Origin of the sequence: Thalassospira profundimaris (assembly GCF_003326755.1) — a bacterium.
Taxonomy (GTDB): Bacteria; Pseudomonadota; Alphaproteobacteria; order Rhodospirillales; family Thalassospiraceae; genus Thalassospira; species Thalassospira profundimaris_B.
In genome coordinates, this window is the sequence record NZ_JPWH01000001.1 from 446,042 (window position 1) to 470,916 (window position 24,875).

At 55.0% G+C, this 24,875-nt stretch carries 18 protein-coding genes; 10 read left to right on the forward strand and 8 right to left on the reverse strand.

Annotated elements, in window-relative coordinates:
- Window position 1: 1 nt before the first annotated feature.
- Window positions 2-2,410 carry a phenylalanine--tRNA ligase subunit beta gene (gene pheT, locus TH25_RS02030; RefSeq protein ID WP_114086734.1) on the forward strand — a complete coding sequence of 803 codons (2,409 nt, stop codon included), beginning with the start codon at window positions 2-4 and terminating at the stop codon, window positions 2,408-2,410.
- A gap of 82 nt (window positions 2,411-2,492) precedes the next feature.
- Here pheT and TH25_RS02035 read toward each other — a convergent pair whose 3' ends face one another.
- From TH25_RS02035 to TH25_RS02045, 3 genes are read right to left on the reverse strand one after another with little or no spacing between them, the layout of a single operon-like run.
- Complete coding sequence (locus TH25_RS02035; RefSeq protein WP_114086735.1) at window positions 2,493-2,945, reverse strand: hypothetical protein; 453 nt, start codon at window positions 2,943-2,945, stop codon at window positions 2,493-2,495.
- A gap of 1 nt (window position 2,946) precedes the next feature.
- Window positions 2,947-3,438, reverse strand: a complete 492-nt coding sequence (locus tag TH25_RS02040) for a hypothetical protein (protein ID WP_114086736.1) — start codon at window positions 3,436-3,438, stop codon at window positions 2,947-2,949.
- Window positions 3,435-5,504 carry a PAS domain-containing sensor histidine kinase gene (locus tag TH25_RS02045; RefSeq protein WP_114086737.1) on the reverse strand — a complete coding sequence of 690 codons (2,070 nt, stop codon included), beginning with the start codon at window positions 5,502-5,504 and terminating at the stop codon, window positions 3,435-3,437. Before TH25_RS02045 ends, TH25_RS02040 begins: the two co-directional genes overlap by 4 nt.
- A 297-nt stretch (window positions 5,505-5,801) precedes the next feature.
- Between TH25_RS02045 and lepA the strand changes: the two genes are divergently transcribed.
- On the forward strand, window positions 5,802-7,607 hold the full coding sequence (gene lepA, locus TH25_RS02050; protein WP_114086738.1) for a translation elongation factor 4: 1,806 nt from the start codon (window positions 5,802-5,804) through the stop codon (window positions 7,605-7,607).
- Window positions 7,608-7,741: 134 nt separating this feature from the next.
- Entirely contained in the window at window positions 7,742-8,200 is a 459-nt protein-coding gene (locus TH25_RS02055; protein WP_114086739.1) for a heme-degrading domain-containing protein, read from the forward strand.
- Window positions 8,201-8,248: 48 nt separating this feature from the next.
- On the opposite strand, the gene TH25_RS02060 is transcribed toward TH25_RS02055, so the two are convergent.
- Genes TH25_RS02060 through TH25_RS02070 form a run of 3 tightly spaced genes read right to left on the reverse strand, consistent with a single transcriptional unit; the run spans window position 8,249 to window position 10,679 of the window.
- The gene (locus tag TH25_RS02060; RefSeq protein ID WP_114086740.1) at window positions 8,249-8,881 is read right to left on the reverse strand and encodes a hypothetical protein; all 633 of its coding nucleotides are present in this window, start codon (window positions 8,879-8,881) and stop codon (window positions 8,249-8,251) included.
- Between the two features lie 15 nt (window positions 8,882-8,896).
- On the reverse strand, window positions 8,897-9,628 hold the full coding sequence (locus TH25_RS02065) for a PD-(D/E)XK nuclease family protein (protein ID WP_181847344.1): 732 nt from the start codon (window positions 9,626-9,628) through the stop codon (window positions 8,897-8,899).
- A gap of 22 nt (window positions 9,629-9,650) precedes the next feature.
- Window positions 9,651-10,679 carry an NAD(P)/FAD-dependent oxidoreductase gene (locus TH25_RS02070; RefSeq protein ID WP_114086742.1) on the reverse strand — a complete coding sequence of 343 codons (1,029 nt, stop codon included), beginning with the start codon at window positions 10,677-10,679 and terminating at the stop codon, window positions 9,651-9,653.
- A gap of 256 nt (window positions 10,680-10,935) precedes the next feature.
- Between TH25_RS02070 and tsaE the strand changes: the two genes are divergently transcribed.
- The 6 genes from tsaE (at window position 10,936) to trxA (ending at window position 20,636) form a co-directional block, all read left to right on the forward strand.
- Window positions 10,936-11,412: a tRNA (adenosine(37)-N6)-threonylcarbamoyltransferase complex ATPase subunit type 1 TsaE gene (gene tsaE, locus TH25_RS02075; RefSeq protein ID WP_114086743.1), complete on the forward strand. Its 477-nt coding sequence runs from the start codon at window positions 10,936-10,938 to the stop codon at window positions 11,410-11,412.
- The gene (locus TH25_RS02080) at window positions 11,409-12,503 is read left to right on the forward strand and encodes an aminoglycoside phosphotransferase family protein (protein ID WP_114086744.1); all 1,095 of its coding nucleotides are present in this window, start codon (window positions 11,409-11,411) and stop codon (window positions 12,501-12,503) included. Before tsaE ends, TH25_RS02080 begins: the two co-directional genes overlap by 4 nt.
- Window positions 12,500-13,231, forward strand: coding sequence for a nucleotidyltransferase family protein (locus TH25_RS02085; RefSeq protein ID WP_258548992.1), 732 nt, complete (start codon window positions 12,500-12,502; stop codon window positions 13,229-13,231). The genes TH25_RS02080 and TH25_RS02085 overlap by 4 nt, the downstream gene beginning before the upstream one ends.
- Window positions 13,232-13,359: 128 nt before the next feature.
- A complete protein-coding gene (gene addB, locus TH25_RS02095) occupies window positions 13,360-16,692 on the forward strand; it encodes a double-strand break repair protein AddB (RefSeq protein WP_258548993.1) in 3,333 nt (1,110 codons plus the stop codon).
- Window positions 16,689-20,222, forward strand: a complete 3,534-nt coding sequence (addA, locus tag TH25_RS02100; RefSeq protein ID WP_114086746.1) for a double-strand break repair helicase AddA — start codon at window positions 16,689-16,691, stop codon at window positions 20,220-20,222. Before addB ends, addA begins: the two co-directional genes overlap by 4 nt.
- A 93-nt stretch (window positions 20,223-20,315) precedes the next feature.
- The gene (gene trxA / locus TH25_RS02105; RefSeq protein ID WP_073955301.1) at window positions 20,316-20,636 is read left to right on the forward strand and encodes a thioredoxin TrxA; all 321 of its coding nucleotides are present in this window, start codon (window positions 20,316-20,318) and stop codon (window positions 20,634-20,636) included.
- A gap of 105 nt (window positions 20,637-20,741) precedes the next feature.
- Here the strand turns inward: trxA and TH25_RS02110 are convergent, their stop codons facing one another.
- Entirely contained in the window at window positions 20,742-22,217 is a 1,476-nt protein-coding gene (locus tag TH25_RS02110) for an IS1182 family transposase (protein WP_114086747.1), read from the reverse strand.
- 132 nt (window positions 22,218-22,349) lie between these two features.
- On the opposite strand from TH25_RS02110, the gene TH25_RS02115 reads away from it, so the two are divergent.
- Complete coding sequence (locus TH25_RS02115) at window positions 22,350-23,030, forward strand: dienelactone hydrolase family protein (protein WP_258549010.1); 681 nt, start codon at window positions 22,350-22,352, stop codon at window positions 23,028-23,030.
- Window positions 23,031-23,162: 132 nt separating this feature from the next.
- Here TH25_RS02115 and TH25_RS02120 read toward each other — a convergent pair whose 3' ends face one another.
- Window positions 23,163-24,848 (reverse strand): methyl-accepting chemotaxis protein, encoded by a 1,686-nt coding sequence (locus tag TH25_RS02120; RefSeq protein ID WP_114086749.1) that lies wholly within the window; start codon window positions 24,846-24,848, stop codon window positions 23,163-23,165.
- Window positions 24,849-24,875: the final 27 nt, after the last annotated feature.

Sequence of the window (24,875 nt, forward strand, 5' to 3'; positions counted from 1 at the left end):
TATGAAATTCACATTCGAGTGGCTGAAACAGCATCTGGATACCGATGCGCCGGTGGAGCAGATCACCGAAAAACTGACCGCGATTGGCCTGGAAATTGAAAGTTTCGAGGACCGTTCGGCAGCCCTTGCTGACATCCGTGTCGCTTATATTGAAGAAGCCGGTCAGCACCCCGATGCCGACCGTCTGAAGCTGTGTAAGGTCAATACCGGCGAGAAGATGATTCAGGTGGTGTGTGGTGCGCCCAATGCGCGTACGGGCATTAAGGTCGCACTGGCACAGCCGGGTGCGATTATTCCGATTGACGGGTCCAAGCTGAAAGCCGGCAAAATTCGCGGTGTTGAAAGCCAGGGCATGATGTGCTCCACCCGCGAGCTGTGCCTGGGTGAAGACCATGACGGCATTATCGAACTGCCGGCCGATGCCGAAATTGGCGCGCCGGTGGCCGGTGTTCTGGGGGCTGACGACCCGATCATCGAGATTAACCTGACGCCAAACCGCCCGGATTGTACCTCGGTTCGCGGAATTGCCCGTGACCTGGCTGCTGCCGGAATGGGTACGCTCAGGGATGATCCCTATCAGCAACCGGTCGCGGGCAGCTTTGACAGCCCGGTTTCGGTGACGATTGCCGATGATGTGCTGGCAGATGGTGCCGCCCCGGCCTTTTATGGCCGGTATATTCGGGGTGTTAAAAATGGTGAAAGCCCGGACTGGCTGAAAGCCCGCCTGGAAGCCATTGGTCTGCGCCCGATTTCGATTCTGGTCGATATTACCAACCTTGCCACGTTTGATCTGGGTCGTCCGCTGCATGTTTTTGATGCGGACAAGCTGAAGGGCAATCTTGACGTTCGTTATGCCCGTGATGGGGAAACCCTGCAGGCCCTGAACGAAAAAGAATACAGCCTGACCAGCGATATGGTTGTCATTGCCGACCAGGCCGCCGCGCAAAGCATTGGTGGCATCATGGGCGGTGAGCTGACCGGCTGCGAGAATGACACGGTGAATGTGTTTGTCGAATGCGCCCTGTTTGACCCGATTGTGACGGCGAAAACCGGCCGCAAACTGCAAATCAATTCTGATGCCCGTTACCGGTTCGAGCGTGGTGTTGACCCGCAATCGGTGATTTGGGGAATCGAAGTTGCAACCCGCCTGATTACCGAACTGTGTGGCGGCGAAGCGTCGCATGTGGTACGGGCAGGCGAGGTTCCGGCCCCGAAAAACAGCTTTGATCTGCGTATTGATCGTATCGCCGAATTGGGTGGTGTTGCTGTTGAACAGAACCGTGCGGCTGAAATTCTGACCGCTCTTGGTTTTGAAGTGACGGCGAAAGAAGGTGTGCTCGGCACCATCGCGCCGACCTGGCGCCCCGACATTGTGGGCGAGGCCGACCTGGTCGAGGAAGTGCTGCGCATTGTCGGTTATGATCAGATTCCAACCGTGCCGGTGGAACGGGAAACCAGCCTGCCGGTTCCGGCCATCAGCCCGATGCAAAAGCGCGTTGGTCTGGCGCGCCGGGTGCTGGCCTCGCGCGGGATGTATGAAACCATCACCTGGTCCTTTGCCGATTCGCGCCTGGCAAAGGAATTTGCCGATTTGAAACCGGGCCTGTTTGTGGCGAATCCGATCAGCTCCGATCTGGATGTGATGCGCCCCAATGCGCTGATGAACCTGGTTTCGGCGGCCGGGCGTAATCAGAAACGCGGTTTCCCCGACCTGGCCCTGTTTGAATTGGGACCGGAATTTTTTGGCGATCAGCCGGGCGACCAGCGTTTGGTGGCGGCCGGTTTGCGGGCCGGTGCGACGACAAACCGTAGCTGGACCGGATCACGCCGCGATATTGACGTGTTTGACGTCAAGGCCGATGCCGAAGCCCTGATTGAGGCACTGGGTGTTCCGGCAGGCAATATTCAGGTGAATGCCGAAGGCGCACCGTCCTGGTACCATCCGGGCCGTTCGGCGGCCTTGCAGTTGGGTCCGAAAAACGTGCTGGGCTATTTCGGTGAATTACATCCGCGCATTCTCAAGGCGCTGGATGTCAAAGGCCGTGTGGTGGCATTTGAACTGTTCGTTGAAAACCTGCCCATGCCTAAAAAGAAAGGCACCAATCGTCCCCCGCTCAATGCCTCGGCATTCCAGTCGGTCGAACGTGACTTTGCCTTCCTGCTTGATGATACGGTGAGTGCCGAACAGGTGGTCAAGGCGGCCCGCAGTGCCGATAAGGGCCTGATTACCGATGTGACGATTTTTGACCTTTATGCCGGCAAGGGCATTGAAGAGGGTAAAAAGTCTCTGGCCTTTTCGATTACTCTGCAGCCGACAAAACAGACACTGACCGACGAAGAAATCGACGCTGTTTGTAAAAAGGTGATTGCGGCGGTTGAGAAAGCTACAGGCGGCGCATTGCGCGGCTAAGCGGCTTTATTACGATATAAAAACAAAAAAGCGGGCTGCGTATATTCAGCCCGCTTTTTTATGTCTGGCGCATGCGTGATTTCTAATAGGTATTGCGCTTTTTCAGGATGGCGTAGGTTTCATCCTCCAGGTCGGCGGCAACAAGGTCCGGCCCGTTGGTATAGATGCGCCAGGATTTTTCAAATTTTTCGCAATCAAGGGTCAGGCGGTCGGCAATGCTCGCCCATTGGCACTGGCGTGGCCTGTCCAGGCCAACAAGGCTGCCGGTGGCATTGTCTTCCAGGTGCATGACCAGCATTTCCTGATCAGTGGTGACGGAATAGATGCCATATGTTTCGTTGGCAAAACGATAGCTGATTTCCGTGCCGTCAAGCTGCCGCCAGCCGCCCGGAAGCGGGGCATTGATGTCGCGCTGGGAAAAGGATGCCGCCAGTGCCTGCATATGGTCATTGGGCATAATGCGCGGATCGCTGCTGCAGGCAGAAAGAAAAATCAGCCCGGTGACAACGGTGGAAAGAATGCCGATTTTCTTCATTTTATTCTCCTGTCTGCGAGCCTTGGAAACGACGTGATTCGACAAGGATATTGAAATAGCGCCGATTATGGAAATATCGCATCATCACAAGATGCGTTCCGTCAGTCAGAACGAACCACTTGAGAGTCACGCCTCTGGATCGCATGTTCCATGAGGATTTTTCAATCCACCAGGTGCCGTTTTGCATGTCATACGGCCCGGTACCATATCGCAAACGACCATCTTCGAGTATATCATAATAGTATGATATTCCTCTGCGGCTGGTGTCGTATCCTTTGAAAAAACGACCGGAAAAACGATTTTTGATCGCGTCTCCATCCAGTTCATGCCAACCTTCCGGCAGAGTTGTATCATCTTTGTGTTCTTGAACAAATGCAGCAAGCTGCTGTAGTTCCGGGCTTGGCATTTTACGAATGTCGGGACCGGTTGTGCAGCCAGCGGCCAGGATGCCAATGATCCAAAACAGTGTAATTGACGATAGTATTTTGATCATGTGGTGATGCCTGATGATGGGTTATCCCCGGATCCCCGCAGGGTAAAGACGAACGTTGCACCGGGATCGCTGATCGGGCGAGAGGTATCGAGCCAGATTTCGCCGCCATGCTGTTCGACAATTTTGCGACAAAGTGACAGGCCAAGCCCGGTGCCGCTGAATTCATCTTTGTGCAGGCGCTGAAACAGGCGGAAAATGCGCTGGGCATGTTCGGGATGAATGCCAATACCGTTATCATGCAGGGTAAAACGCCAGAAATCAGGCTTGTGCGGGTCGCGTATCGCGCTCACCTTGATCAGGGGCGGAACTCCGGGACGGGCATATTTGATAGCGTTTGAAATCAGGTTCTGAAACAGGCGCGAAAGTGCGATCCGGTTGCCATACAGCAAGGGCAGATCTTCATGGCTGATGATGGCCCGGGTTTCCGAAATGGCGGCTTTCAGGTCGGCCTGGGCCTCGTTTAACACTTCGTTGCAATCCACCTCGCTCAGGCCGCCATTGTTGCCGGTTTTGGCATATTCAAGCAGGTGGGTAATCAGTTTGTGCATCCGTTTGGCCCCGTCAACCGCGTAATTGATATATTCGTCGGCATCCGGTCCCATTGATCCGCCATAGCGGCGCTTGAGAAGCTGGGTATAGCTTGTGACCATGCGCAGCGGTTCCTGCAAATCGTGCGAGGCGACATAGGCGAACTGTTCAAGATCTTCATTGCTGCGTTTGAGCTGATTGAGGGTTTCGCGCAGTTTTTCGGTATTGTCGACAAACTCGGTCACATCCCGTGCACTGCCCAGCATCACCCCGTCGATCGGCCCCACACAATGCCAGGCCAGCCAGCACAGTTTGCCATTTTTGTCTTTCATGGCAAAGACCAGTTCCCTGTCGGGTTTTTCACCCCTGACACATGCCGAAAAGGCGCTGGTTGCCTCTTCAAGCTGGTCTTCGGTAAACAGTTGGAAAAACGGGGTGCCGATCGCAAAATGCACCCTTTCACCCAGCAAGTCTTCAAAAGCGGCGCTAAAACCGCGTAAGGTGCCCTGTATGTCAACGGCGATGGCGGGTTCCGGCGAATATTGCAGGTAGGCCTCAAACGGGTTGCAAATTTCCTGGCTGCCGATGGTTTCAAGCAACATGACGGTGACAAAACTGTCGCCGTGGTCAACATGGCGGGTCGCGGTCAGATAAAAGCGCTGGCTTTGTGGCGTGTCGGTAGTGAGGCTGACCATTGCCGCAACACGATCCTGGGGCCAGCGGTTTTCAAGCAGGGCCCCGCGCAATTGGGCATAAGATGCCGGATCCAGCAAATTCATGAAATCGTTGGCGGTGATCAGGCTGTTATTGTCGGGCGCGCCGATAACTTCCGGCCAGTTCAGCCGCAGATTCAGCGCCGCAAGCGGAGACGAGAGACGCCAGCCAATCAGTGCGCAGCCAAAATTTGACAGACTGTTTTCGACATCATTGAAATGGCCCGCAAGATCGCGGGCGCGAATATGCTGGCGTTTCAGGCGGATCCAAAGCCAGCCGGAAAGCCAGCCCATGACCGAGAGGATCATGCCAAACAGCACCGTATGCAGTGCCAGACCCCGAAACCATTCATGAAGCAGTGCCATTTTGGGCACCATCACAACAGTCATGCGATCCAGGCGTGGCATGGCATGATAGGCCAGCATGATCGATTGTGTGCCATGTTCGCAGGTTAGACTGCCGTTTATATTGTGCTGGTTCTTTTCAAGCAGTTGCCGTAATTCTGTGGCCAGATGTGCGGGGAAACTGCCATGCAGGACATTGAGGTCATTATCGACAACGACCAGCGAAATATTGTCCTGCCGTGTCGGGATCGAATGCAGGTTGTTCCTGCTGGCCTGGGCGACGGACAGGCTGATCGATGACACCAGCCGGACCAGCTCGGACCGCCCCTGTTCGAGGGTGCTGTCATACAGGGTTTTCTGGATGATGGCGAAAGACAGCAGAACAATGAAGGTTCCACTGAGCGAGAGAAGCAGCAGGCGGCGACGCAATATGCGCAGGCTACGCTGTGACAGAGACGGTTCTGTGGCGGTCAGAAACATTATACTGGGCGCATCCCTGTCGATTCCCTCTATACGGATGAAGGACAAAAGCCTAAATAAACCGGCACGAAGCGTAAAGCGAGATTGCTATGACCCGGCAGTTGCTGTTAAACGATCACGCTTGTGATCGGGAATGGTGTTTTCATCGCAGACAGCTTTTGTCGAAACAGGGCTGTCTGGCGTTGCGCGCTGTCGCTGTTGCAGTTTGGCATGCAGACGCGGCAACGGGAACGGCCCTTTTCGATACGCAGACGTGACACTGGATATATCGATTGCTGATTGCTAGAAAAGCATCCCATGACCGATCTTAAACATATACGAAATTTTTCGATTATCGCCCATATCGATCACGGCAAGTCCACCCTGGCGGATCGTCTGATTCAGCTCACCGGCGGTTTGACCGATCGCGAGATGGCCGATCAGGTTCTCGACTCGATGGATATTGAACGCGAACGCGGCATTACCATCAAGTCGCAATCCGTGCGCCTGAAATATGTCGCAAAGGATGGCGAGGAATATACCCTCAACCTGATGGACACACCGGGCCATGTGGACTTCGCCTATGAAGTCTCGCGTTCGCTGGCGGCGTGTGAAGGCTCGCTTCTGGTGGTGGATGCCGCCCAGGGCGTGGAAGCCCAGACGCTGGCCAACGTTTATCAGGCAATGGATAACGATAACGAGATTATCCCGGTCCTGAACAAGGTGGACCTGCCGGCCGCCGAACCCGAACAGGTGAAAGAACAGATCGAGGAAGTCATCGGTATTGATGCTTCCGATGCGGTCATGATCTCGGCCAAAACCGGCCTTGGCGTGCCCGATGTTCTTGAGGCCCTGGTCAAACGCCTTCCCGCCCCGACGGGGGATGCCGATGCCCCGCTTCAGGTTCTGCTGATCGATAGCTGGTATGACGCCTATCTGGGTGTGATGATTCTGGTGCGCGTGAAAGAAGGCACGCTTAAACGGGGCCAGAAGGTCCGTTTCATGAATGCCAAGGTCACGCATACCATTGACCGTGTCGGTGTGTTCACGCCAAAGCCGCTGGCGCTCGATTCGATGGGGCCAGGTGAAATCGGTTTCATCAATTGCGGGATGAAAACCGTTGCCGAATGCGAAGTTGGTGACACGATTACCGAAGAAAAACGCCCGTGCGATAAACCGCTGCCCGGTTTTAAGCCGTCCATTCCGGTGGTGTTCTGTGGCATTTTCCCGGTGGATACCAGCGAATATGATACGCTGCGCGATGCGCTGGAAAAGCTGCATCTGAATGATGCGTCCTTCCAGTTCGAGCCTGAAAATTCGACCGCGCTGGGTCTGGGTTTCCGCTGTGGTTTCCTGGGCTTGCTGCATCTTGAAATCATTCAGGAACGTCTGGAACGTGAATACGAACTGGACCTGATCACCACGGCCCCGTCTGTATCTTACAAAATCACGCTGACCAGTGGCGAAGACGTGATGCTGCATAACCCGGCAGACTTCCCCGAAGTCACCAAGATCAGGGCAATCGAGGAGCCGTGGATCAAAGCATCGATCATGGTGCCGGACGACTATCTGGGCGGTATCCTGACGCTGTGTACCGAACGCCGTGGTGTTCAGCTTGACCTGACCTATGTGGGCAACCGGGCGATGGCGGTTTATAAACTGCCGCTGAACGAAGTGGTGTTTGACTTCTATGACCGCCTTAAATCCATTTCGCGCGGCTATGCCAGCTTTGACTATGAGCTGGCGGGTTATGACGAAAGCGACCTGGTGAAGGTATCGATTCTGGTCAATGAAGAACCGGTTGATGCTCTGGCCCTGATGGTTCACAGAAGCCAGGCTGAAACCCGGGGCCGCGCCATTTGTGGCCGCTTGAAAGAGCTGATCCCCCGGCAGATGTTCCGGGTTGCCATTCAGGCAGCCATTGGCGGCAAGGTGATTGCGCGTGAAACCGTTTCGGCCCTGCGCAAGGACGTGACGGCAAAATGTTACGGCGGTGACATTACCCGTAAACGCAAACTTCTGGAAAAACAGAAGGCCGGTAAGAAGAAAATGCGCCAGTTCGGCAAGGTCGAAATTCCGCAATCGGCCTTTATCAACGCGCTTAAAATGGGCGACGACAAATAATTTCCGTCGTTGTTTGACCCGTCAAAAGGCCCTAGCCGGACTGTCGGTTATGGCCTTTTTTATTGCCATTTCGCCATCGCATACGGTTAGCTGTGGGCGGATTGCTGCTTTTTTCACCCGACAGGAGGTTTCTTATGGATCTGGAATTACTGGCCCGGCAGGAAGAAACCCTGGTATTTGAGGGGTTCGATGAAAACACCGCCTGGATGCTGGGAACAGCCCTTGTGGAAGCGGCCCGGGTGCGCAACGCGCCGGTGGTGGTTAATATCCGTACCCCAAACCGCACGCTGTTTCATGCCGCATTACCCGGTGCCGTACCGGCCAATGACGAATGGGCGCGACGCAAAAGCAACCTTGTTTTGCGCGAACATCAGTCATCCTATCGCTTTGGCATAGCCTTGAAGGCCAAACACAAAGGCCTGGTCGATCACGGCATTGATTTTGCCGACTATGCCGACCACGGCGGCAGCTTTCCGCTGCGCGTTAAAAATGTGGGCGTGATTGGTGCCATTACGGTGTCCGGCCTGGCCTCTGCCGAGGATCATGCCCTGATTGTCGAGGTTTTAGAAAGAATTATCCTGTTTAAGTGTTGATTTAAAATTATTTATTATTTTTAAATATGGTCCTTTAATTTTTTGTCATTATTTGTTGATCAGGATTTCGAATTTTTCAAGTGCATTCTGTGTTATTTCTTTAATTTTATCAATGTTTATTTCTTTTTGTTCTTCGGTATGTGTCGTGTTGGTGATGCTCCAGTATACTCCATCTTCAATGTTCTCTTCTGGCCAATCTTCTTTGCTTAATAGTAGTTCATGAGTCACGTTTTTATTTCTGCGTTCTATTATTATCCCAGCTTGAATTTCTGTAATTGATTGGGCGCTCACTGCTAATGTGATTGATATGTCTTTTGCATTTCTGACACGAAATTTTTTTCTAAAATCAGAGTATGCCCACAGTTTGCTTTGCGTGTAATTGCAAAGAACTTCCTGGTTTTCACTTAGAGATAGCTCTACCAGAAACCTGTCTGGAAGAATTTCTTTTATATGTGCCCTCCAGATGGATTCCCATAAATCAAACATAAATTCTGCGAATTCACATTGAATTTGTTGGCAGTAAAGGTTTGCACGATAAAAATCTTTTAAGTCTATCCAGTCAATGTTATGTGGAACGCGACTGCCTTTCATTCCCAGAATGTGGTTTACCGCGCTTGTAATTACCGAGTCATTGAAGTAATCATATAAATTTGGTGGAATTGTAATGGTATCCATATCCATTTTTCACTTCTTGAATTAATTTTTTGTACGATTCCAAAGTGTTTTTCTGAATCGACGAAAATCATCGTCGTCATGGACGCTGTTCTTGAATTTCTCATATTTCAGTAGTAGAGAACTCCAGGATACCCATTTCCAAGAGTTATTTTCTTTTAACTGTTCGGCAGTGATTCGAGTTCTTGCTTCTGAGATAACATAAAAATAACAATTGTCGAATTTTTCTTTTTTCCTGTTTGTGTTTTTTGAGTATAATTTTAATTGATTTTCTCTTAATTCATAATTTAACTTTGCCTCAATTATGATTTGATTGCGCATTGCTCCATCATCCCATTTTATGATTAGGTCAATGCGCGTGTTGTCGTTATTTCGGGATTCTGCCTCTACATTCTGATTTTCAACTGCACTGGCTATCCCGAAGGCAGAAACTAGCGTCTGCACTCTTGATCGATTTTGAGTGTCATTTCCAGATCTCAAGAAGTAAGCCAACCCTTTTGTTACCTGTGTTTCAATTAAAGATAACCATTCATAAGGGGCGGTTTCGAGGAAATGATTTGCGCGATCAATGCAGTATATTGAGCTTATCGATCTTTTATATTCTTCCGGGTGAGAAGGGATTTTCTGTTCTTTTACGTAGCTTTTCAAGAACACTCGCAGGTCTTTGTTTAAAAGGCCGCTAACCCGGTAAACTGGGGCAGAGCTGAAGGTGACGTTTGTCTTTGCCGCTAAATATTTATAGTCAACCTTAAGCATCTGCCCTGTCTCTAAAGTTAATTCATTCGTTCGGAACGCCGGTGGTTGTTGAGTATTCGAAATGAAATTCCTTATCGGGGAACAGGTAGCTGCGCGCGGCATGGATCGCACTGGCGCCTTCGGCAAAGCCCGACAGGATCAGTTTTAGTTTGTGCTCGTAATTGGCGATGTCGCCGATGGCGAAAATACCGGGGACGGATGTTTCCATTGTTGCCTGGGTGACACCAATATGGTTGCGATCCAGGTTCAGGCCCCAATCGGCAATCGGCCCCAGCTCCATTGCCAGACCAAAGAAGGGCAGCAGGTGATCGGCTTCAAGGTCCAGTTCTTCACCCTTCAGGGTGGCGACGGTTACGTGGCTGAGCTTGCCTGATGCGGTGTCGCCTTTCAGACCTTTGAGCTGATAGGGGATGACCATTTCGATTTTGCCAGCTTCGGCCAGGGCGGCGAGCTTGGCACTGCTGTCCGGGGCGGCGCGGAATTTGGGGCGGCGGTGCACGACATATACCTTGTCGGCAATATCATGCAGGGAGAGTGCCCAGTCGACAGCGGAATCGCCACCACCGGCAATGACAACCTTTTTGCCGGCAAAATCGGCGCGGCGTTTGACGTAATATTGAACGCCACCGGACCCTTCAAAATCTTCCAGGCCTTCCATCGGCGGTTTGTTGGGGCCAAAGGCACCACACCCTGCAGCAATAACAACGGCACCGGCATCAATTTTGGTGCCGACCGAAGTTTCCAGGGTAAAGCGGCCATCATCGCGCTTTTCCAGTTTGATCACCTGCTGGCCCAGATGATAGGTCGGCTCGAACGGGGCGGCCTGTTTGGCAAGCTTGTCGATCAGGTCCTGCCCGGTGATTTGTGGATGGGCGGGAATGTCGAAAATCGGTTTTTCCGGGTACAGCGCACTGCATTGGCCGCCCACCATGTCCAGCGCATCGATCACATGGGTTTTCAGGCCCAGCATCCCGGCTTCAAATACGGCAAAAAGCCCGACCGGGCCTGCACCAATGATGGCAATATCCGTGCTGTGCGACACTTCAGACATCCTGATTCCATTCCAAAAAACAAAGTTTATTCACCTGTCAGGGGCGAAATAGCATTTTGCCCCCGCTATCGCAACGTTATCCGCCCTTATGGGCGGGCCGGGTGTGATCGGTGTTGCTATATTGACGGGCTTTTAACCGGGGCAGGTTACAATAAAATGCCAGTCAAAATCATTGCGAAATCGCCCTTTCTGCCCGTAGAACAGGGGAAAGGGCGATAATTTTTGTCATATCGTGTGAAAGCGGGTGCAAAGGCATATGCAAAAGACCATTGAGATCAAGGATCAGGCCGGGACCGAGGACCTTGCCGCCCGCCTGGCCGCAGTGGCTGTAAAAGGCGATGTGATTTTGATGCACGGCACATTGGGCATGGGCAAAAGTGCCTTTTGCCGCGCCTATATTCGCGCCCTTGCCAATAATCCGCACGAAGAAGTCCCCAGCCCGACCTTCACCCTGGTGCAGATTTATGACCTGGAGCCGGTACCCGTTTGGCATTTTGACCTTTACCGCCTGTCCGACCCGGAAGAGGTCCACGAGCTGGATATTGAAGATGCCTTTAGCGAGGCCGTCAGCCTGATCGAATGGCCCGACCGGCTGGAATATTTAACGCCGGAAACCCGGCTTGATATTTATATCGAACCCGGACCAACCCCGGATGCGCGCCAGATAAAGCTGGTTGCGCAAGGCGATGAGTGGGTAAAGCGCCTTGCCGCACTGGACGGGACTGCGGCATGAGCCAACAGCAAAGAATGACGGCGATTGATGATTTTTTGCGTCATCATGGCTGGGCGGATGCCGCGCGCGAACAATTGGTTGATGATGCCTCGGCCCGGAAGTATTTTCGCCTCGAACGCGGGATTGAAACCGCGCTTTTGATGGATTTTGCCCCCGATGCGGTTTCGATTGATCCGCATGGGCTGAGTGATCAGCCAAAGCGCCCGGCCTCAATTGCGCCTGTGGTGCAAACAACATCTTTGTTTGCCACGCTGGGCTGGCGGGTGCCGCATATTTTGGCCCATGATATTGATCGCGGCCTTGCCCTGATCGAGGATTTTGGCGACCTGACCTTTACCCGTGCCCTTGAAATGGGTGATATCGCGCCGGTCAGCCTGTATATCCGCGCGACCGATGCCCTGATTGCCCTGCATCGTCAGGCCGATCGCATTGCGGCAATGGCCCAGCAGCCCGATGGTGCGGCGCTGGTTGTTTATCGGCCGGAAAATCTGCGCCGTCAGCTTGCCAGTTTTGGTCGCGATTATGTCCCGCTGGTGATTGCCGATGAGGCCCGGCGGGCAGAAGCAATGCAGGATTTTGATACGCTGCTCGATCACATCCTGCCGCAATGCTGGGATGCCGGGCAAACCCTGATTCATCGCGATTACCATGTGGATAATTTGATGCTGGTCGATACCGATGATGGCGGGGTGGATTGCGGTATCATTGATTTTCAGGATGCCGCCATTGCCCCGCGCCCCTATGATCTGGTGTCATTGCTGCGCGATGTGCGCCATGATGTGGGGCTTGATATTGAACGTGCCATGATGGATCGCTATCTGGCGGCCTTTCCAGATATGGACGAAGCTGCCTTTTACCGTGCCTATATCGCCACCGGCATGGTGCGCAATTTTCGCATTTTGGGCCGGTTTGGCTGGCTGGCGCGCGAAAGTGGCAAAATGCGCTATCTGGAATTTGTTCCGCGCTGCTGGGAGCTGATTTTACGTGGCGCACAGCAAAACCTGCCGGAACTGGCACAATGGGTGGATAAACACATTCCCGCCAGCGCCCGTTTGGCCCCTGTCATCCCCAAAAATGGACCGGAAGCATGAGCACTAAAATGCACCCCATATTAAAACCGGCGCAGGCGATGGTTTTGGCTGCGGGCCTTGGCAAACGGATGCGCCCGATGACCGATAAAATGCCAAAGCCGCTGGTGCCCGTGGCTGGTAAACCGATGCTGGACCATGTGCTGGACCGGCTGGGCGATGCCGGGTTTGACCGGGTGGTGGTGAACAACCATTACCTGGGCGAAATGATTTCGGCGCATGTGGCAAAGCGGGATTTTCCGCTGGTTGTTAATTCGGCCGAGGCAGAATTGCTGGAAACCGGGGGCGGGGTGCAAAATGCCCTGCCATTGCTGGACGATACCGCCATTCTGGTTGCCAATGCTGATATGTACTGGACCGAAGGCCGCGAACCGCTATTTGAACGCATGATGGATGCCTTTGATGCCGAGCATATGGATGCCCTGCTGGCGATAGTGCCGGTTGAGGGGGCCTTTGGCTATGATGGTGCGGGCGATTTTTTCTGGCAGGTGGATGGCCGGTTGAAACGGCGTGGGTCGGCACCGCGCGCGCCCTATGTGTTTACGGGTATTCAGATATTAAATCCGCGCCTGTTTGAAGGCCTGCTGCCGGGCAATTTTTCGTTAAATGTGATTTATGACCGCGCCCTGGAAAGTGGCCGGTGCTATGGCCTGGTGCATGACGGGCGCTGGTTTCATATTGGCACGCCCGATGCTTTGGCCGATGCCGAACGAACCCTGGCAGGTCAATAAGGCCGTGCTGCAAGGCCGTTGGACCGGGTGTCAAACCGGGTGGTTTTGCGCTAGTTTTGCAGAGCGGTTGTTCTGAACACCGCCCATTGAGGGCTTTGTCAGGCAGGGCGCAATAAACAGGGACAAACATGACAGAAAATCTGTTTTATATTCCGCCAGGTGCCCCCTTTGCCGACATGATCGCGCGGCAATTGTTGCGCGAAACGGCGGATCAGCCGGTTATTCTGTCTGATACCCTGCTTTTGGTGCCCAATCGTCGCTCCTGCAAGGTGATGCGCGATGCCTTTTTGCGCCAGACCGAGGGCCGGGTAACGTTACTGCCGACCATTCGCCCGTTAGGCGAGGCCGATGAAGATGAACTGGCAATGTTTGGCAAGGCGGATCAGGATGTGGTGCTGGATTTACCGCCTGCCATTCCGGATTTGCAACGAAAATTGCTGCTCACCCGTCTGATCATGTCGCGCGCTGATTATAGGGGCGAAAAACCGACCGCCGACCAGGCCGCCCGGCTGGCGGGGGAACTGGCGCGGTTTTTAGACCAGGTGCAAACCGAAAACTGCCAGTTTGATGATCTGGAAGGGCTGGTGCCCGCCGAATTTGCCCAACACTGGCAATTGACGCTGGAATTTTTGCAAATCCTGACCAAATTCTGGCCCGATATTTTGGCCGATCAGGGGGTGAGTGACCGGGCAGCACGGCGCAACGCCATGATCGCCGCCCAGATTGAACTTTGGCAAAGCAACCCGCCGGCCTATCCGGTGATTGTTGCTGGTTCTACCGCACCCTTCCCGGCCCTGCGCGACCTGATGGGGGCGGTTCTGGCCCTGCCACAGGGGCGGGTGGTTTTGCCGGGCTTAATGACCAATCTGTCGGCAGGCGATTGGCTTGCCATTGCCGAGGATGCCGCCCATCCGCAACATTTATTGTCCCGCCTGCTGACCCATATCGACCAGGCCCCGGCCACTGTGCGCCCCTGGGGCGGGGGGGATGATGCGGCAATGGCAGGTGATACGTCATCGTGGAATGGCGAGGATGTGCCGCCCCATTTTGCTGAAATACCCGATGACGGGCTGCTGGATGATGCCTATCCGCCATCCTGTCCGGAGCCTGTATCGAAAATCGCGCCAGCAGGCGCGATGCGTGATCTGTTTGATGATGTTCTCGCCGCGGAAGCTCCGATGTCCGCGGTGACGGAAACGGCCTTGCCAGATAATCGCCCGCTGCCCCCGGCGAATGAGGACCATGTGCCCTCCGCCCAGGCGGAGCGCCGCCGTTTGGTGCGCGAGGCCTTGCGCCCGGCGCAAACCACCGATCAGTGGCGCTATATTCGCAATTTTGCCCCGGATGTTCTTGATGGGGTGTTGCGAGTGGATTGTTCGGGCGCGCGCGAGGAAGCCGCGACCATTGCCCTGATGATGCGCCACGCGCTGGAGCAACCCGGTAAAACCTGTGCGCTGGTCACACCGGACCGTGGCCTGGCCCGGCGGGTGGCGACCGAGCTGCGCCGCTGGGAAGTGGATGTGGATGATTCCGCCGGTGTGCCGCTACATGACACGGCCCCGGCGATTTTCCTGCGTCTGTTGGTGCGCACGGTACAGGAACAGTTTGCCCCGGTGCCGTTGCTGGAACTGTTAAAACATCCGTTATGTGCCGCTGGCATGGCCCCGGAAACCTTCAGGACGCATACCCGCCTGCTGGAATTGCAGATTTTGCGCGGGCCAAGGCCGGGACCGGGCCTGGATGGCCTGATCAGTGCCATTGATGGCTGGCGCGATGAAACGATTGATCGCATTGGCAAAAGCAACGTCGCCAATGCCGCCCCGCGTATCGAGCGTATTCGCGATGATCATCGACGTTTGTGCGATCTGGTTGCGGCATTGGAAACCGCCCTCTCGCCGCTGCGCGATTTGATGGATGATAAAACCATTTTGCCGGTCGAGGCCTTGCGTACCCATGTGCGTTGTTGCGAAATTCTGGCCGCAACCGACCAGCAGGAGGGTGCTGACCGCCTGTGGCGCGGCGATGCGGGCGAGGCCCTGGCCGATTTTGTTTATGAATTATTGCAGGCCCTTCCGGGGTTCGAGGTTTTGCAAGGCGCACGCTATGGCGCGTTTCTTGATGCGCTGATGGCAGACCGTGCCGTGCGCCCGCGTTTTGGCAAACATCCGCGCCTGTTTATCTGGGGCACGGTCGAAGCCCAAATGCAGCAGGCCGATTTGACCATTCTGGGCGGCTTGAACGAAGGTGTCTGGCCGCCCGAAGCCGGGTCCGACCCGTGGATGAGTCGCCCGATGCGGCGCAAATTTGGCCTGCCCGCGCCCGAACATCGCATCGGCCAATCCGCGCATGATTTTCAGCAGCTATTTTGTGCGCCACAGGTGGTGATGACTCGTGCCTTACGTGTGGCTGGTACGCCAACCGTGCCGTCACGGTGGTTGTTACGGATTGAAAACATTTTGCGGAAATCCGGTATCGTGATGGAACGGGCGGATGCCGCACAATGGCGGCAACTGGCCGATCAGCTTGACGAACCGACAGCGGAAATGCGGGTTCGTATTGGCCGCCCGGCCCCAACCCCGCCCATTGAGGCGCGGCCCAACCGGCTGTCCGTCACGCAAATTGAAACCTGGATGCGCGACCCTTATGCGATTTATGCCCGCCATATCCTGAAATTGCAGCGCCTGGATGATATTGACCTGGATCCCGGCGCGGCGGATTACGGCAATTACATTCACGAGGCGCTGGATCGTTTCATCAGCCAGTATCACGACCATCTACCCGCCGATTCGGAAAACCGTTTGTTGATGATTGGCGAGGAGGTTTTTGCCCCGCTCAAGGCCCGGCCGGGCTTATGGGCCTTTTGGTGGCCGCGTTTTCAGCGCATTGCCAAATGGTTTGTCCAGACCGAAGCAGGACGCCGGGCTTATTTGCGGGCATCCTTTAGCGAACGGCAGGGCAGTTTCACTCTGGGTTCCGGGTTCGAGGTGTATGCCCGTGCCGACCGGGTGGATGTGCTGCGCGATGGCGGCATTGCGATTATTGATTATAAAACCGGCGTGCCTCCGACCGCGCGCGATGTGATGAATGGCTTTGCCCCGCAATTGCCGCTGGAAGGGGCGATTGCCGAACAGGGCGGGTTCGAGGCGGTGGAAAAAGGCCCCCCGGCATCCTATGCCTTCTGGAAACTGTCGGGCGGCGACCCGGCCGGGGAGATTAAGGAAATTGATACCGCCAAAATGAAAACCACGCCGCATGATCTGGCGCAAAATGCCCTTGCCGGGGTGGCCGCCCTTGCCACGGCCTTTGCCGATGCGAAAACGCCGTATCTTAGTGTGCCACACCCCGATCATGCGCCGAAATATTCGGACTATGTGCATTTGTCACGCGCGCGTGAATGGATGGGCAGCGAAGAAACCAGCGATGACAGCCCGGCAGTGATTGGCGGCGGAGACATGAAATGAGCCAGTTCTTGAACAATGCGCCAGGGGCCGTAGAGGGCGGGAATGATCCCAATATCCTGCAACGCCGGGCTTCCGACCCGATGGCATCGGTGTGGGTGTCGGCATCGGCCGGGGCGGGCAAAACCAAGGTGTTGTCGGACCGGGTTTTGCGCCTGATGCTGTCGGGTACGGAACCACACCGCATCTTATGCCTGACCTTTACCAAGGCCGCCGCTGCCGAAATGGCCAACCGTGTCAATGAAAGGCTGGGCCGCTGGGCGACGATGGAAGATGCCGATTTGCAGCGTGATTTGGCCGATCTGGCGGGCACCGCACCGGGCATGGATGAAACCCGGCGTGCCCGGCGTTTGTTTGCCAGTGTGCTCGATGCGCCGGGCGGCATGAAAATTCAGACCATTCACGCCTTTTGCCAGTCTTTGTTGCGGCGCTTTCCGCTGGAGGCCGGACTTGCCCCGCATTTCGAGGTCATGGATGACCGTACCGCAGCCGAAACAATGGCCGATACCCAGGAAGAAGTGCTGGCCTATGCGCGTAGCGGCCAGGACTCGGTTTTGGCCGATGCCCTGGCCGTTGTGACCGGGCAGGTACGCGAAGGGGCCTTTGGCGAGGTGATGCGCGACCTTGCCCGTGAGCGGGGCCGCCTTAAACGGATGCTCGATGCTCATCATGGCCGGGACCGCATGTGTGATGCGGTGTATAAATCGCTGGGCGTGGCCCCGGGGCAAACGGCGGAAAAATTGCTCCGTGATGCTTTGGCCGATGGGGCCTTTGACCGGCAGGGGTTAATGATGGCGCTGGCCGCGCTGGAAGCAGGTACCAAAACGGATAAGGACCGGGTGCCCGCCCTGGCGCAGTTTTTGGAAAAAACCACCATTGAGGACCGCATTGCGGTTTTTAACGATTATCGCAGTGTGTTTTTTACCGCATCCACTGGCGAGCCGCGGGCCAAGCTGATTACCAAAAAGGCGGGCGAAAACCATCCGGCGGGGGCCGATGCCCTGGAACAGGAATGTGCCCGCCTGGTTGAACTTGAGAAAAACCGCAAGGCGGCGCTTTTGGCGCAATCCACATCGGCGCTGATTTGCATGGGCGAGGCGATGCTGGCGCGTTATGCGCGCAAAAAGGCGCTGCATGCCTGGCTGGATTATGACGACCTTATTTTAAACAGTGTGCGTTTGCTTGAACAGCAGGCCGGGATTGCCGGTTGGGTGCTGTTCAAGCTTGACGAGGGGCTGGATCATATCCTGATTGACGAAGCACAGGATACCAACCCCGAACAATGGAAAGTGGTGCAAATTCTGGCCGAGGAATTTTTCAACGATGCCAGCCAGCACGAGGATAAACCCCGCACCATCTTTGCCGTTGGGGATGCGAAACAATCGATTTACAGCTTTCAGCGCGCCGATCCTGAAAAATTTGCCGAAATGCGCCGCCATTTTGCCCGCCGTGCCGCCGAGATCGCGGCGGAATGGCGCGAAGTGCCGATGAATATTTCCTTTCGCTCAACCTCTGCCGTGCTGGGCACGGTGGACCGGGTTTTTGCCGGGCCGATTGCCAGGCAGGGAGTGGGCGATGACGGGCAGAATGTGGCCCACCAGGCCTTTCGTCAGGGCCATGCCGGGCGCATTGAATTATGGCCGCCCGTGGCCCCCGCACCGCGCGAGGACCAGGAACCCTGGACGCCGCCGACGCGCATTGTGCGCCTGGAGGACCCGGAAATCCGGCTGGCGCGTGTGATTGCCGGGCGCATTCGCCATGCGGTGGATGCGCGCGAAATTTTGCCGTCACGCGGGCGGCCGGTACGCGCCGGTGATTTCATGATTTTGGTACGCCGCCGTACGGCCTTTGTTGACGAGGTGGTCAAGGCGCTTAAGGAACGCAATGTACCCGTCGCCGGGGTGGACCGGATGGAAATCACCGAACAGTTGGCGGTGATGGATCTGATCGCTTTTGGCCGGTTCCTGCTAATGACCGATGATGATTTGAATCTGGCAACGTTGCTGAAAAGTCCGATCATCGGCTTTGACGAGGAACAGTTGTTTAACCTTGCCTATAATCGTCGCCGGACCCTGTGGCATGCTTTGCGTGAACGGGCCGATGAAAACCCCGATTTTGGCCGTGCCTATGCCTTTTTGGCACGCTGGCTGGGCCGGGTGGATTATGAACGCCCGTTTGAACTGTATGGTGAATTGCTGGGCGGGCGCGGCGAGGATGCGCGCGGGGTGCGGGCCCGGCTGGTGGGGCGTTTGGGGATTGAGGCGAATGACCCGATTGACGAATTCCTGAACCTTGCCATGAATTACGAGGCAGAACACGCCCCAACCCTGCAGGGCTTTTTGCACTGGCTGATGGCGGGCGAGGCCGAAATCAAACGTGACCTTGAACAAAGCGGGCGTGATGAAGTGCGCATCATGACGGTGCATGGCGCCAAGGGCCTGCAGGCCCCCATTGTGTTTTTGCCCGATACCATGCAGGTACCAACCCAGTCCCCCAACCTGTTTTGGCAGGACCGGGACCAGCTGATGTTCTGGCTGCCACGTGTGGCACTGGAAAATGACCGGGTAAAGCTGTTGCGCGACGACATCGCGTTAAAACGGGACCAGGAATATAACCGTTTGCTGTATGTGGCGCTGACCCGGGCCGAAGACCGGCTTTATATTTGTGGCTGGCAGGGCAAATCAAAGCCGCCCGCACATTGCTGGTATAATTTGTGTGAAATGGCACTTGCCGAATTTGCCGATCAAACGGAAATGGATTTTGCCAGCGTTTCGCCCTCTGGCTGGGTCGGGCCGGGCTTTGTTTGGGAAACGGAACAAATGACCGACCCCAAACCGGAAAAAGACCATACCGGGCCACTTGGTCCTGTTAACCCGGCAGATGCCGCGCTGGAGCAGGGGCAAATGGCAGCGGTGGGCATTGAAAAGCTGATGCGCACGATTGCGCCGGACGAAGTATATCCGCCCCGCCCGCTGGCCCCCAGCCGCCCGCTGGAAGATGAACCATCGGTGCAATCACCGCTGGGTGGGGATCAGGGGCAAAGTTTCAAACGCGGGATTTTGATCCATAAATTGCTGGAACTTCTGCCCGACCTGTCGCCCGAACGCCGGTTCGATGCCGCCGAACGGTTTTTAAGCCAGCCGGTACATGGGCTAAGTGCCGATCAGCAGATCGAAATTGCCAATGAAACTCTGGCGATATTTGATTATCCCGATTTTGCACCAATTTTTGGCCCCGCGTCGCGGGCCGAGGTGCCGCTGGTGGGTATTGTCGGGGGTGACGTGGTTTCCGCCCAGATTGACCGGCTGGTGATTGCGGGCGATGAGGTAATGATTGTCGATTATAAAACCAACCGTCCGCCCCCGCGTGATGTCGAACAGACACCGATGGCCTATCGGCGGCAAATGGCGATTTATCGCGACGCATTGACACAGATGTATCCCGATAAAATCATTCGCTGTCATATTCTCTGGACCAATGGCCCCTGGATGGTGGAACTGCCCGAAAGCCTGATGCGAATGCAACGCGCTTGACCTTTGGCGTCTGGCTGCCTACCTTTGCACCCATAAGCGGATCGAGGTTGCCCGCTTGGGTGTATGACCTCGTAACAACTAGGATCTGACAGAATGACAACGATTAAAGTATCCGATACGTCATTTGACTCTGACGTTATTGGCGCAGATGCGCCGGTTCTGGTCGATTTCTGGGCGGAATGGTGCGGTCCGTGCAAGCAGATTGCCCCGTATCTTGATGAAATCGCTGGTGAACTTGGCGACAAGCTGACCATTGCCAAAGTCAATATCGACGAAAACCCCAATACCCCGGCCAAATATGGTGTGCGCGGCATCCCGACCCTGATGATCTTCAAGGGCGGCGAAGTTTCGGCCATCAAGGTTGGTGCCATGCCGAAAAGCGCGCTGGTGGACTGGATCAATCAGTCGATCTGATCGGGCGTGTGTGAGCGAAACATTGAAAAAGGCGGGCGCTGAAAGAGCCTGTGTCAAAACCCCGTTGCGCAAGTAACGGGGTTTTGCATGCGGAGGGCACTACTGTCATGGGTGGGCAACTGAGAGCCTTTGGATGATATTTTCAGCCCCGAGAATGCAGATAGCACGCTTGAGATTGAAGACAGTAACCGACAGGGCCATTTCGGCTTTTACCGCAGGCAGACTGCGGCACAGGAAGCGTGGTGTTCCCATCATATGCTTGATAATACCAAACGGATGCTCGACGATAGATCGTCTTCGTATCATGGCGTCGGGAGTATCCGCCATGCGTTGGGCAAGCTGGTCGAGTGTTTCTTCAAGCATATGTCGGCTGACCCGTCGCCGGTCGGCTTTGGTGCAACGGGATTTGAGCCCACAGGCGGCGCAATCATTGGGGTTGGCATTGTAATTGGCACTTTGTCTTTTGCGCGAGGCATTCTCGAAGGTCAGGACATTTCCCGCTGGGCAGACATAATGCTGTTTGGCTTCATCCCAGTCAAATTCCGCCTTTTCAAAGAAATCCCCATGCGTATTGCGCGAGCGCGGATGAGGGACAAAGGCCGTGATGCCATCCCTGTCACAGGCAGCAACCTGCCCGGCATCGCCATAGCCCGCATCCGCCAGAACATCAAGCTTCGCACTCTCAAGCAGGTCTTTTGCGTCTTTTGCAACCCGGTGTAATTCGTTCTGGTCCGATATTGACTGTGTGACCTCATGGTGGACAATCAACCCGTGGCCATCATCGACCGCCGACTGCAAATTGTAGCCAACAATCCGGCCCTTGCCCGACCTCATGATCCGGGCGTCTCCGTCTCCTAGAATAATCTGCGTCTGCCCCATCTGTTCCATGAGAAGAACCGATTGGGTCAGATCGGCTTTTCTCGCGCGTAATTTCGCAAGTGTGGCGCGGACATCGCCTTTTTTGCCATCCGTTCCGCCGGGACCATCAGACGGGCTATCTGCATCATTCTTTCCGTTAGCCTCTGCGCTGTCCACAGCGTCCATTTCTGCAAGATAATCAGATATTTTCCGGTCAAGACCGGCAATCCACTTTTCAAGTTGTGACTTCGTCCAGGCTTTTTGCGGATTGGTATCTGCCTGGAATTTCGATCCATCTATCGCCACACACTGACCCGCAATCAGCCCTTCACCGCGCAGAAATAGCACAAGACTGCGGCAAACCTGCCCGATCGCCATCCGGTTCGTCCGGCGGAAATCGGAAATCGTTTTGAAATCAGGGGCCAGACGGTCAAGCAGCCACAGAAGTTCGATATTGCGATGGCATTCGCGTTCCAACACCCGGCTTGAACGAAAATGGTTCAGATAGCCATACAGATATAATTTCAGAAGAATGCCCGGATGATAACCTGGTCGTCCTGTTGCCTTTGGCTGCGTACGGACAAACCCCAAGGCATGGAGATCAAGAGCGCAGACAAAGGCGTCAATCACACGCACAGCACTGTCTGGGCCCACAAGATCATCAAGGCGTTCAGGGAACAGTGTTCCCTGCTCCCGACTGCTTCCTTCGATAAAACCTGACATAAAAAAACTGCCCGAAGTTCATCCTTCGGACAGTTTCTCAAATCAACACCAAATTGGGAATCCTGTTTTCACACAGGCTCCTGAAATGCCCGCCTTTTCTTTTTTAGGGTTCAGGAGGCAAAATTGCCCGAAATGATCAGGCTGACATCGGCAATTGACGGGTTTGAATTTGATGCGTGGCTTGGAAAACCCGACGGGATGCGCAAGGGCGGGCTGGTTTTGGTCCAGGAAATTTTTGGCCTGGACCGCTATATCCTGGAAGATGCCAAACGCTGGGTCGATCAGGGATATGAAGTGATCGTACCCGCAATGTTTGACCGTCAGGAACGTGGATTTGTGGCCGACCACGATGCGGATGGCATTGCGACAGGCCTAAAATATTCTCGTGAAAATGGCCCGGAAAACCCGGTTTCGGATGTGCGGGCCTGTGTGGATGCCCTAAAGCAGGATGGGCCGGTCTTTTTGATTGGCTATTGTTACGGCGGGACCGTGGGCTGGCGTGCGGCAGCTGCGATTGACGCATTATCGGCGGTTGTCAGCTATTATGGCGGTGGTGTTGCCGCGATTGCCGATCTGCAGCCAAAATGCCCGGTGATTTGCAATTTCGGGCGCAAAGACCCGAATATCCCTGCCGACGAGGTTTCAGCGAAGATCAAGGCCGCCCACCCGGAAGTACCGGTTTATATTTATGAAAATTCCGGGCATGGCTTTAACAATGACGGCAGGCCCGATTCTGATCCCGAAGATGCCCGTCTTGCGCGTGCACGGGCAAGCGCCCTGTTTGATGCCTGTGGCGCGGTTATCGCAGCATAAAGCCGGTTTTTGACGCCCTGTCAGCCTGCCGGAAGGTGGCACGGGTATTCTGTGGGGTTTCTGCGGGCAAAAAATAAAGGGCAGGCTGCCTGATCTGACAGCCTGCCCTTTTCATTCGATGACCGTTTGCCTTCAGGCCTGGCGAATATCGCGCAGGAAGGTATGAATTTGCGACAGCAGGGTATGGGATTTGTCGCTCAGGTCTTTGGCGGCATGCAGCACTTCGTCCGATGCCTGGCGTTCCTCTTCGGCGGAAGACCGCAAGCCATCAACATTGACCGACACTTCCTTGGTGCCTGCGGCGGCTTCGGCAACATTGCGGGCAATTTCACCGGTGGCGGCATCCTGTTGCTGCACGGCGGCGGCAATGCCCGATGCGACTTCGTTAAGTTCTTTCATCCGGGCGGCAAGATGCTTGATCGCGCCAAGGGCATTTTGCGTCGATCCCTGAATATCGCCAATTTGCCCGGCAATATCTTCGGTGGCGCGGGTGGTCTGGTTGGCGAGATTCTTGACCTCGGCGGCGACCACGGCAAAGCCCTTGCCGGCGTCGCCCGCACGGGCGGCCTCGATGGTGGCATTGAGTGCAAGAAGGTTGGTCTGTTCGGCAATCGACTGGATCAGTTCAACCACCTGGCCGATTTTTTCCGAGGCCGACCCCAGGGCGCTAAACAGTTCGGTTGCATCGTCGGCTTCCTGGGAACCGGAACTGGCAATTTCGGAACTGCGGCCAACCTGCAGGGTGATTTCGTCAATCGAGGCGGCAAGCTGTTCGGCGGCAGAAGCAACCGTATCAACATTGTTGGCCGCCTGTTCGGTCGCGGCGGCAACGGCGGTTGCCTGTTCGGTGGTGTGTGTGGACTGATTGCTCATGTCGCCGGCGGTGCTGCGTAACTGTGTGACGGCCGCATTCACCACGGTCAGGTTTTCTTCAACTTCACCCTCGAAACTGTGAATCAGCTGCTCAATGCGCTCGGCGCGTTCAATATGTTCTTGCTGAATGCGGGCCTGCTCTGCCTGAAGCCGGTCGGTTTCCTCGCGGTTTTCGCGGAAAACGACAAAGGCGCGTGACAGTTCGCCGATTTCGTCTTCACGGTCGGTATAATGCAGTTCCAGGTCGGTATTACCGCCAATCAGGGCTTGCAGGGCCTTGGTGATTTCACCAAGCGGACCGGTAATGGAACGGCCAATCGAAAGACCAATCACGCTAAGCACCAGCAGCAGGACAACGGCAAAGGCAATATCCATCATGGCGCGCTGCCAGAAAATGCTGTCAACATCGTCAATATAAATGCCGGTGGTTAAAATCCAGCCCCAGGGTTCAAAACTGCGCGCATAGGAGAGCTTGGGGGCGGTGCCACTTTTGTCGGGTTTGGCCCAGACATAATTGACATATCCGCCATCGCCTTTTTTGGCGACGGAAATCAGGTTGGTCAGAAATGCCTTGTCATTGACATCGCGAATATCGTCGGTGTTTTTGCCGACCAGCGACTGGGTGATCGGGTGCATGATAATGGTGCCACTGGCATCCATGACAAAAACGTAATTGTCGCCGTCATAGCGCATTCCCGAAACAATATCGAGCGCCTGTTTCTTTGCATCTTCCTCGCTGATTTCGCCGGATTTTGCCATGTCATTAAGACGGGCCATGCTTGTTTCGGCCATATCGACGATCTGGCGAATGTTTTCCTTGCGATCATCAAGCAACGCTGTGCGCAATGTGAAAAGATCGAAAATTGTGGGAATGCAAAGTGCTATGGCTACCAGTACCAAAAGGAGCCGCAGTTTGGCAGCGATTGAAAAATTGGAAAGTGTCATGTTCGGAACCCTGAAAGCCAGATGGTT

What these genes read in the sequence shown, in the direction of transcription:
- pheT (WP_114086734.1), top strand. Translation starts at nt 2, where the DNA reads ATGAAATTCACATTCGAGTGGCTGAAACAGCATCTGGATACCGATGCG.
- TH25_RS02035 (WP_114086735.1), bottom strand. Translation starts at nt 2,945, where the DNA reads ATGAAGAAAATCGGCATTCTTTCCACCGTTGTCACCGGGCTGATTTTT.
- TH25_RS02040 (WP_114086736.1), bottom strand. Translation starts at nt 3,438, where the DNA reads ATGATCAAAATACTATCGTCAATTACACTGTTTTGGATCATTGGCATC.
- TH25_RS02045 (WP_114086737.1), bottom strand. Translation starts at nt 5,504, where the DNA reads ATGTTTCTGACCGCCACAGAACCGTCTCTGTCACAGCGTAGCCTGCGC.
- lepA (WP_114086738.1), top strand. Translation starts at nt 5,802, where the DNA reads ATGACCGATCTTAAACATATACGAAATTTTTCGATTATCGCCCATATC.
- TH25_RS02055 (WP_114086739.1), top strand. Translation starts at nt 7,742, where the DNA reads ATGGATCTGGAATTACTGGCCCGGCAGGAAGAAACCCTGGTATTTGAG.
- TH25_RS02060 (WP_114086740.1), bottom strand. Translation starts at nt 8,881, where the DNA reads ATGGATATGGATACCATTACAATTCCACCAAATTTATATGATTACTTC.
- TH25_RS02065 (WP_181847344.1), bottom strand. Translation starts at nt 9,628, where the DNA reads ATGCTTAAGGTTGACTATAAATATTTAGCGGCAAAGACAAACGTCACC.
- TH25_RS02070 (WP_114086742.1), bottom strand. Translation starts at nt 10,679, where the DNA reads ATGTCTGAAGTGTCGCACAGCACGGATATTGCCATCATTGGTGCAGGC.
- tsaE (WP_114086743.1), top strand. Translation starts at nt 10,936, where the DNA reads ATGCAAAAGACCATTGAGATCAAGGATCAGGCCGGGACCGAGGACCTT.
- TH25_RS02080 (WP_114086744.1), top strand. Translation starts at nt 11,409, where the DNA reads ATGAGCCAACAGCAAAGAATGACGGCGATTGATGATTTTTTGCGTCAT.
- TH25_RS02085 (WP_258548992.1), top strand. Translation starts at nt 12,500, where the DNA reads ATGAGCACTAAAATGCACCCCATATTAAAACCGGCGCAGGCGATGGTT.
- addB (WP_258548993.1), top strand. Translation starts at nt 13,360, where the DNA reads ATGACAGAAAATCTGTTTTATATTCCGCCAGGTGCCCCCTTTGCCGAC.
- addA (WP_114086746.1), top strand. Translation starts at nt 16,689, where the DNA reads ATGAGCCAGTTCTTGAACAATGCGCCAGGGGCCGTAGAGGGCGGGAAT.
- trxA (WP_073955301.1), top strand. Translation starts at nt 20,316, where the DNA reads ATGACAACGATTAAAGTATCCGATACGTCATTTGACTCTGACGTTATT.
- TH25_RS02110 (WP_114086747.1), bottom strand. Translation starts at nt 22,217, where the DNA reads ATGTCAGGTTTTATCGAAGGAAGCAGTCGGGAGCAGGGAACACTGTTC.
- TH25_RS02115 (WP_258549010.1), top strand. Translation starts at nt 22,350, where the DNA reads ATGATCAGGCTGACATCGGCAATTGACGGGTTTGAATTTGATGCGTGG.
- TH25_RS02120 (WP_114086749.1), bottom strand. Translation starts at nt 24,848, where the DNA reads ATGACACTTTCCAATTTTTCAATCGCTGCCAAACTGCGGCTCCTTTTG.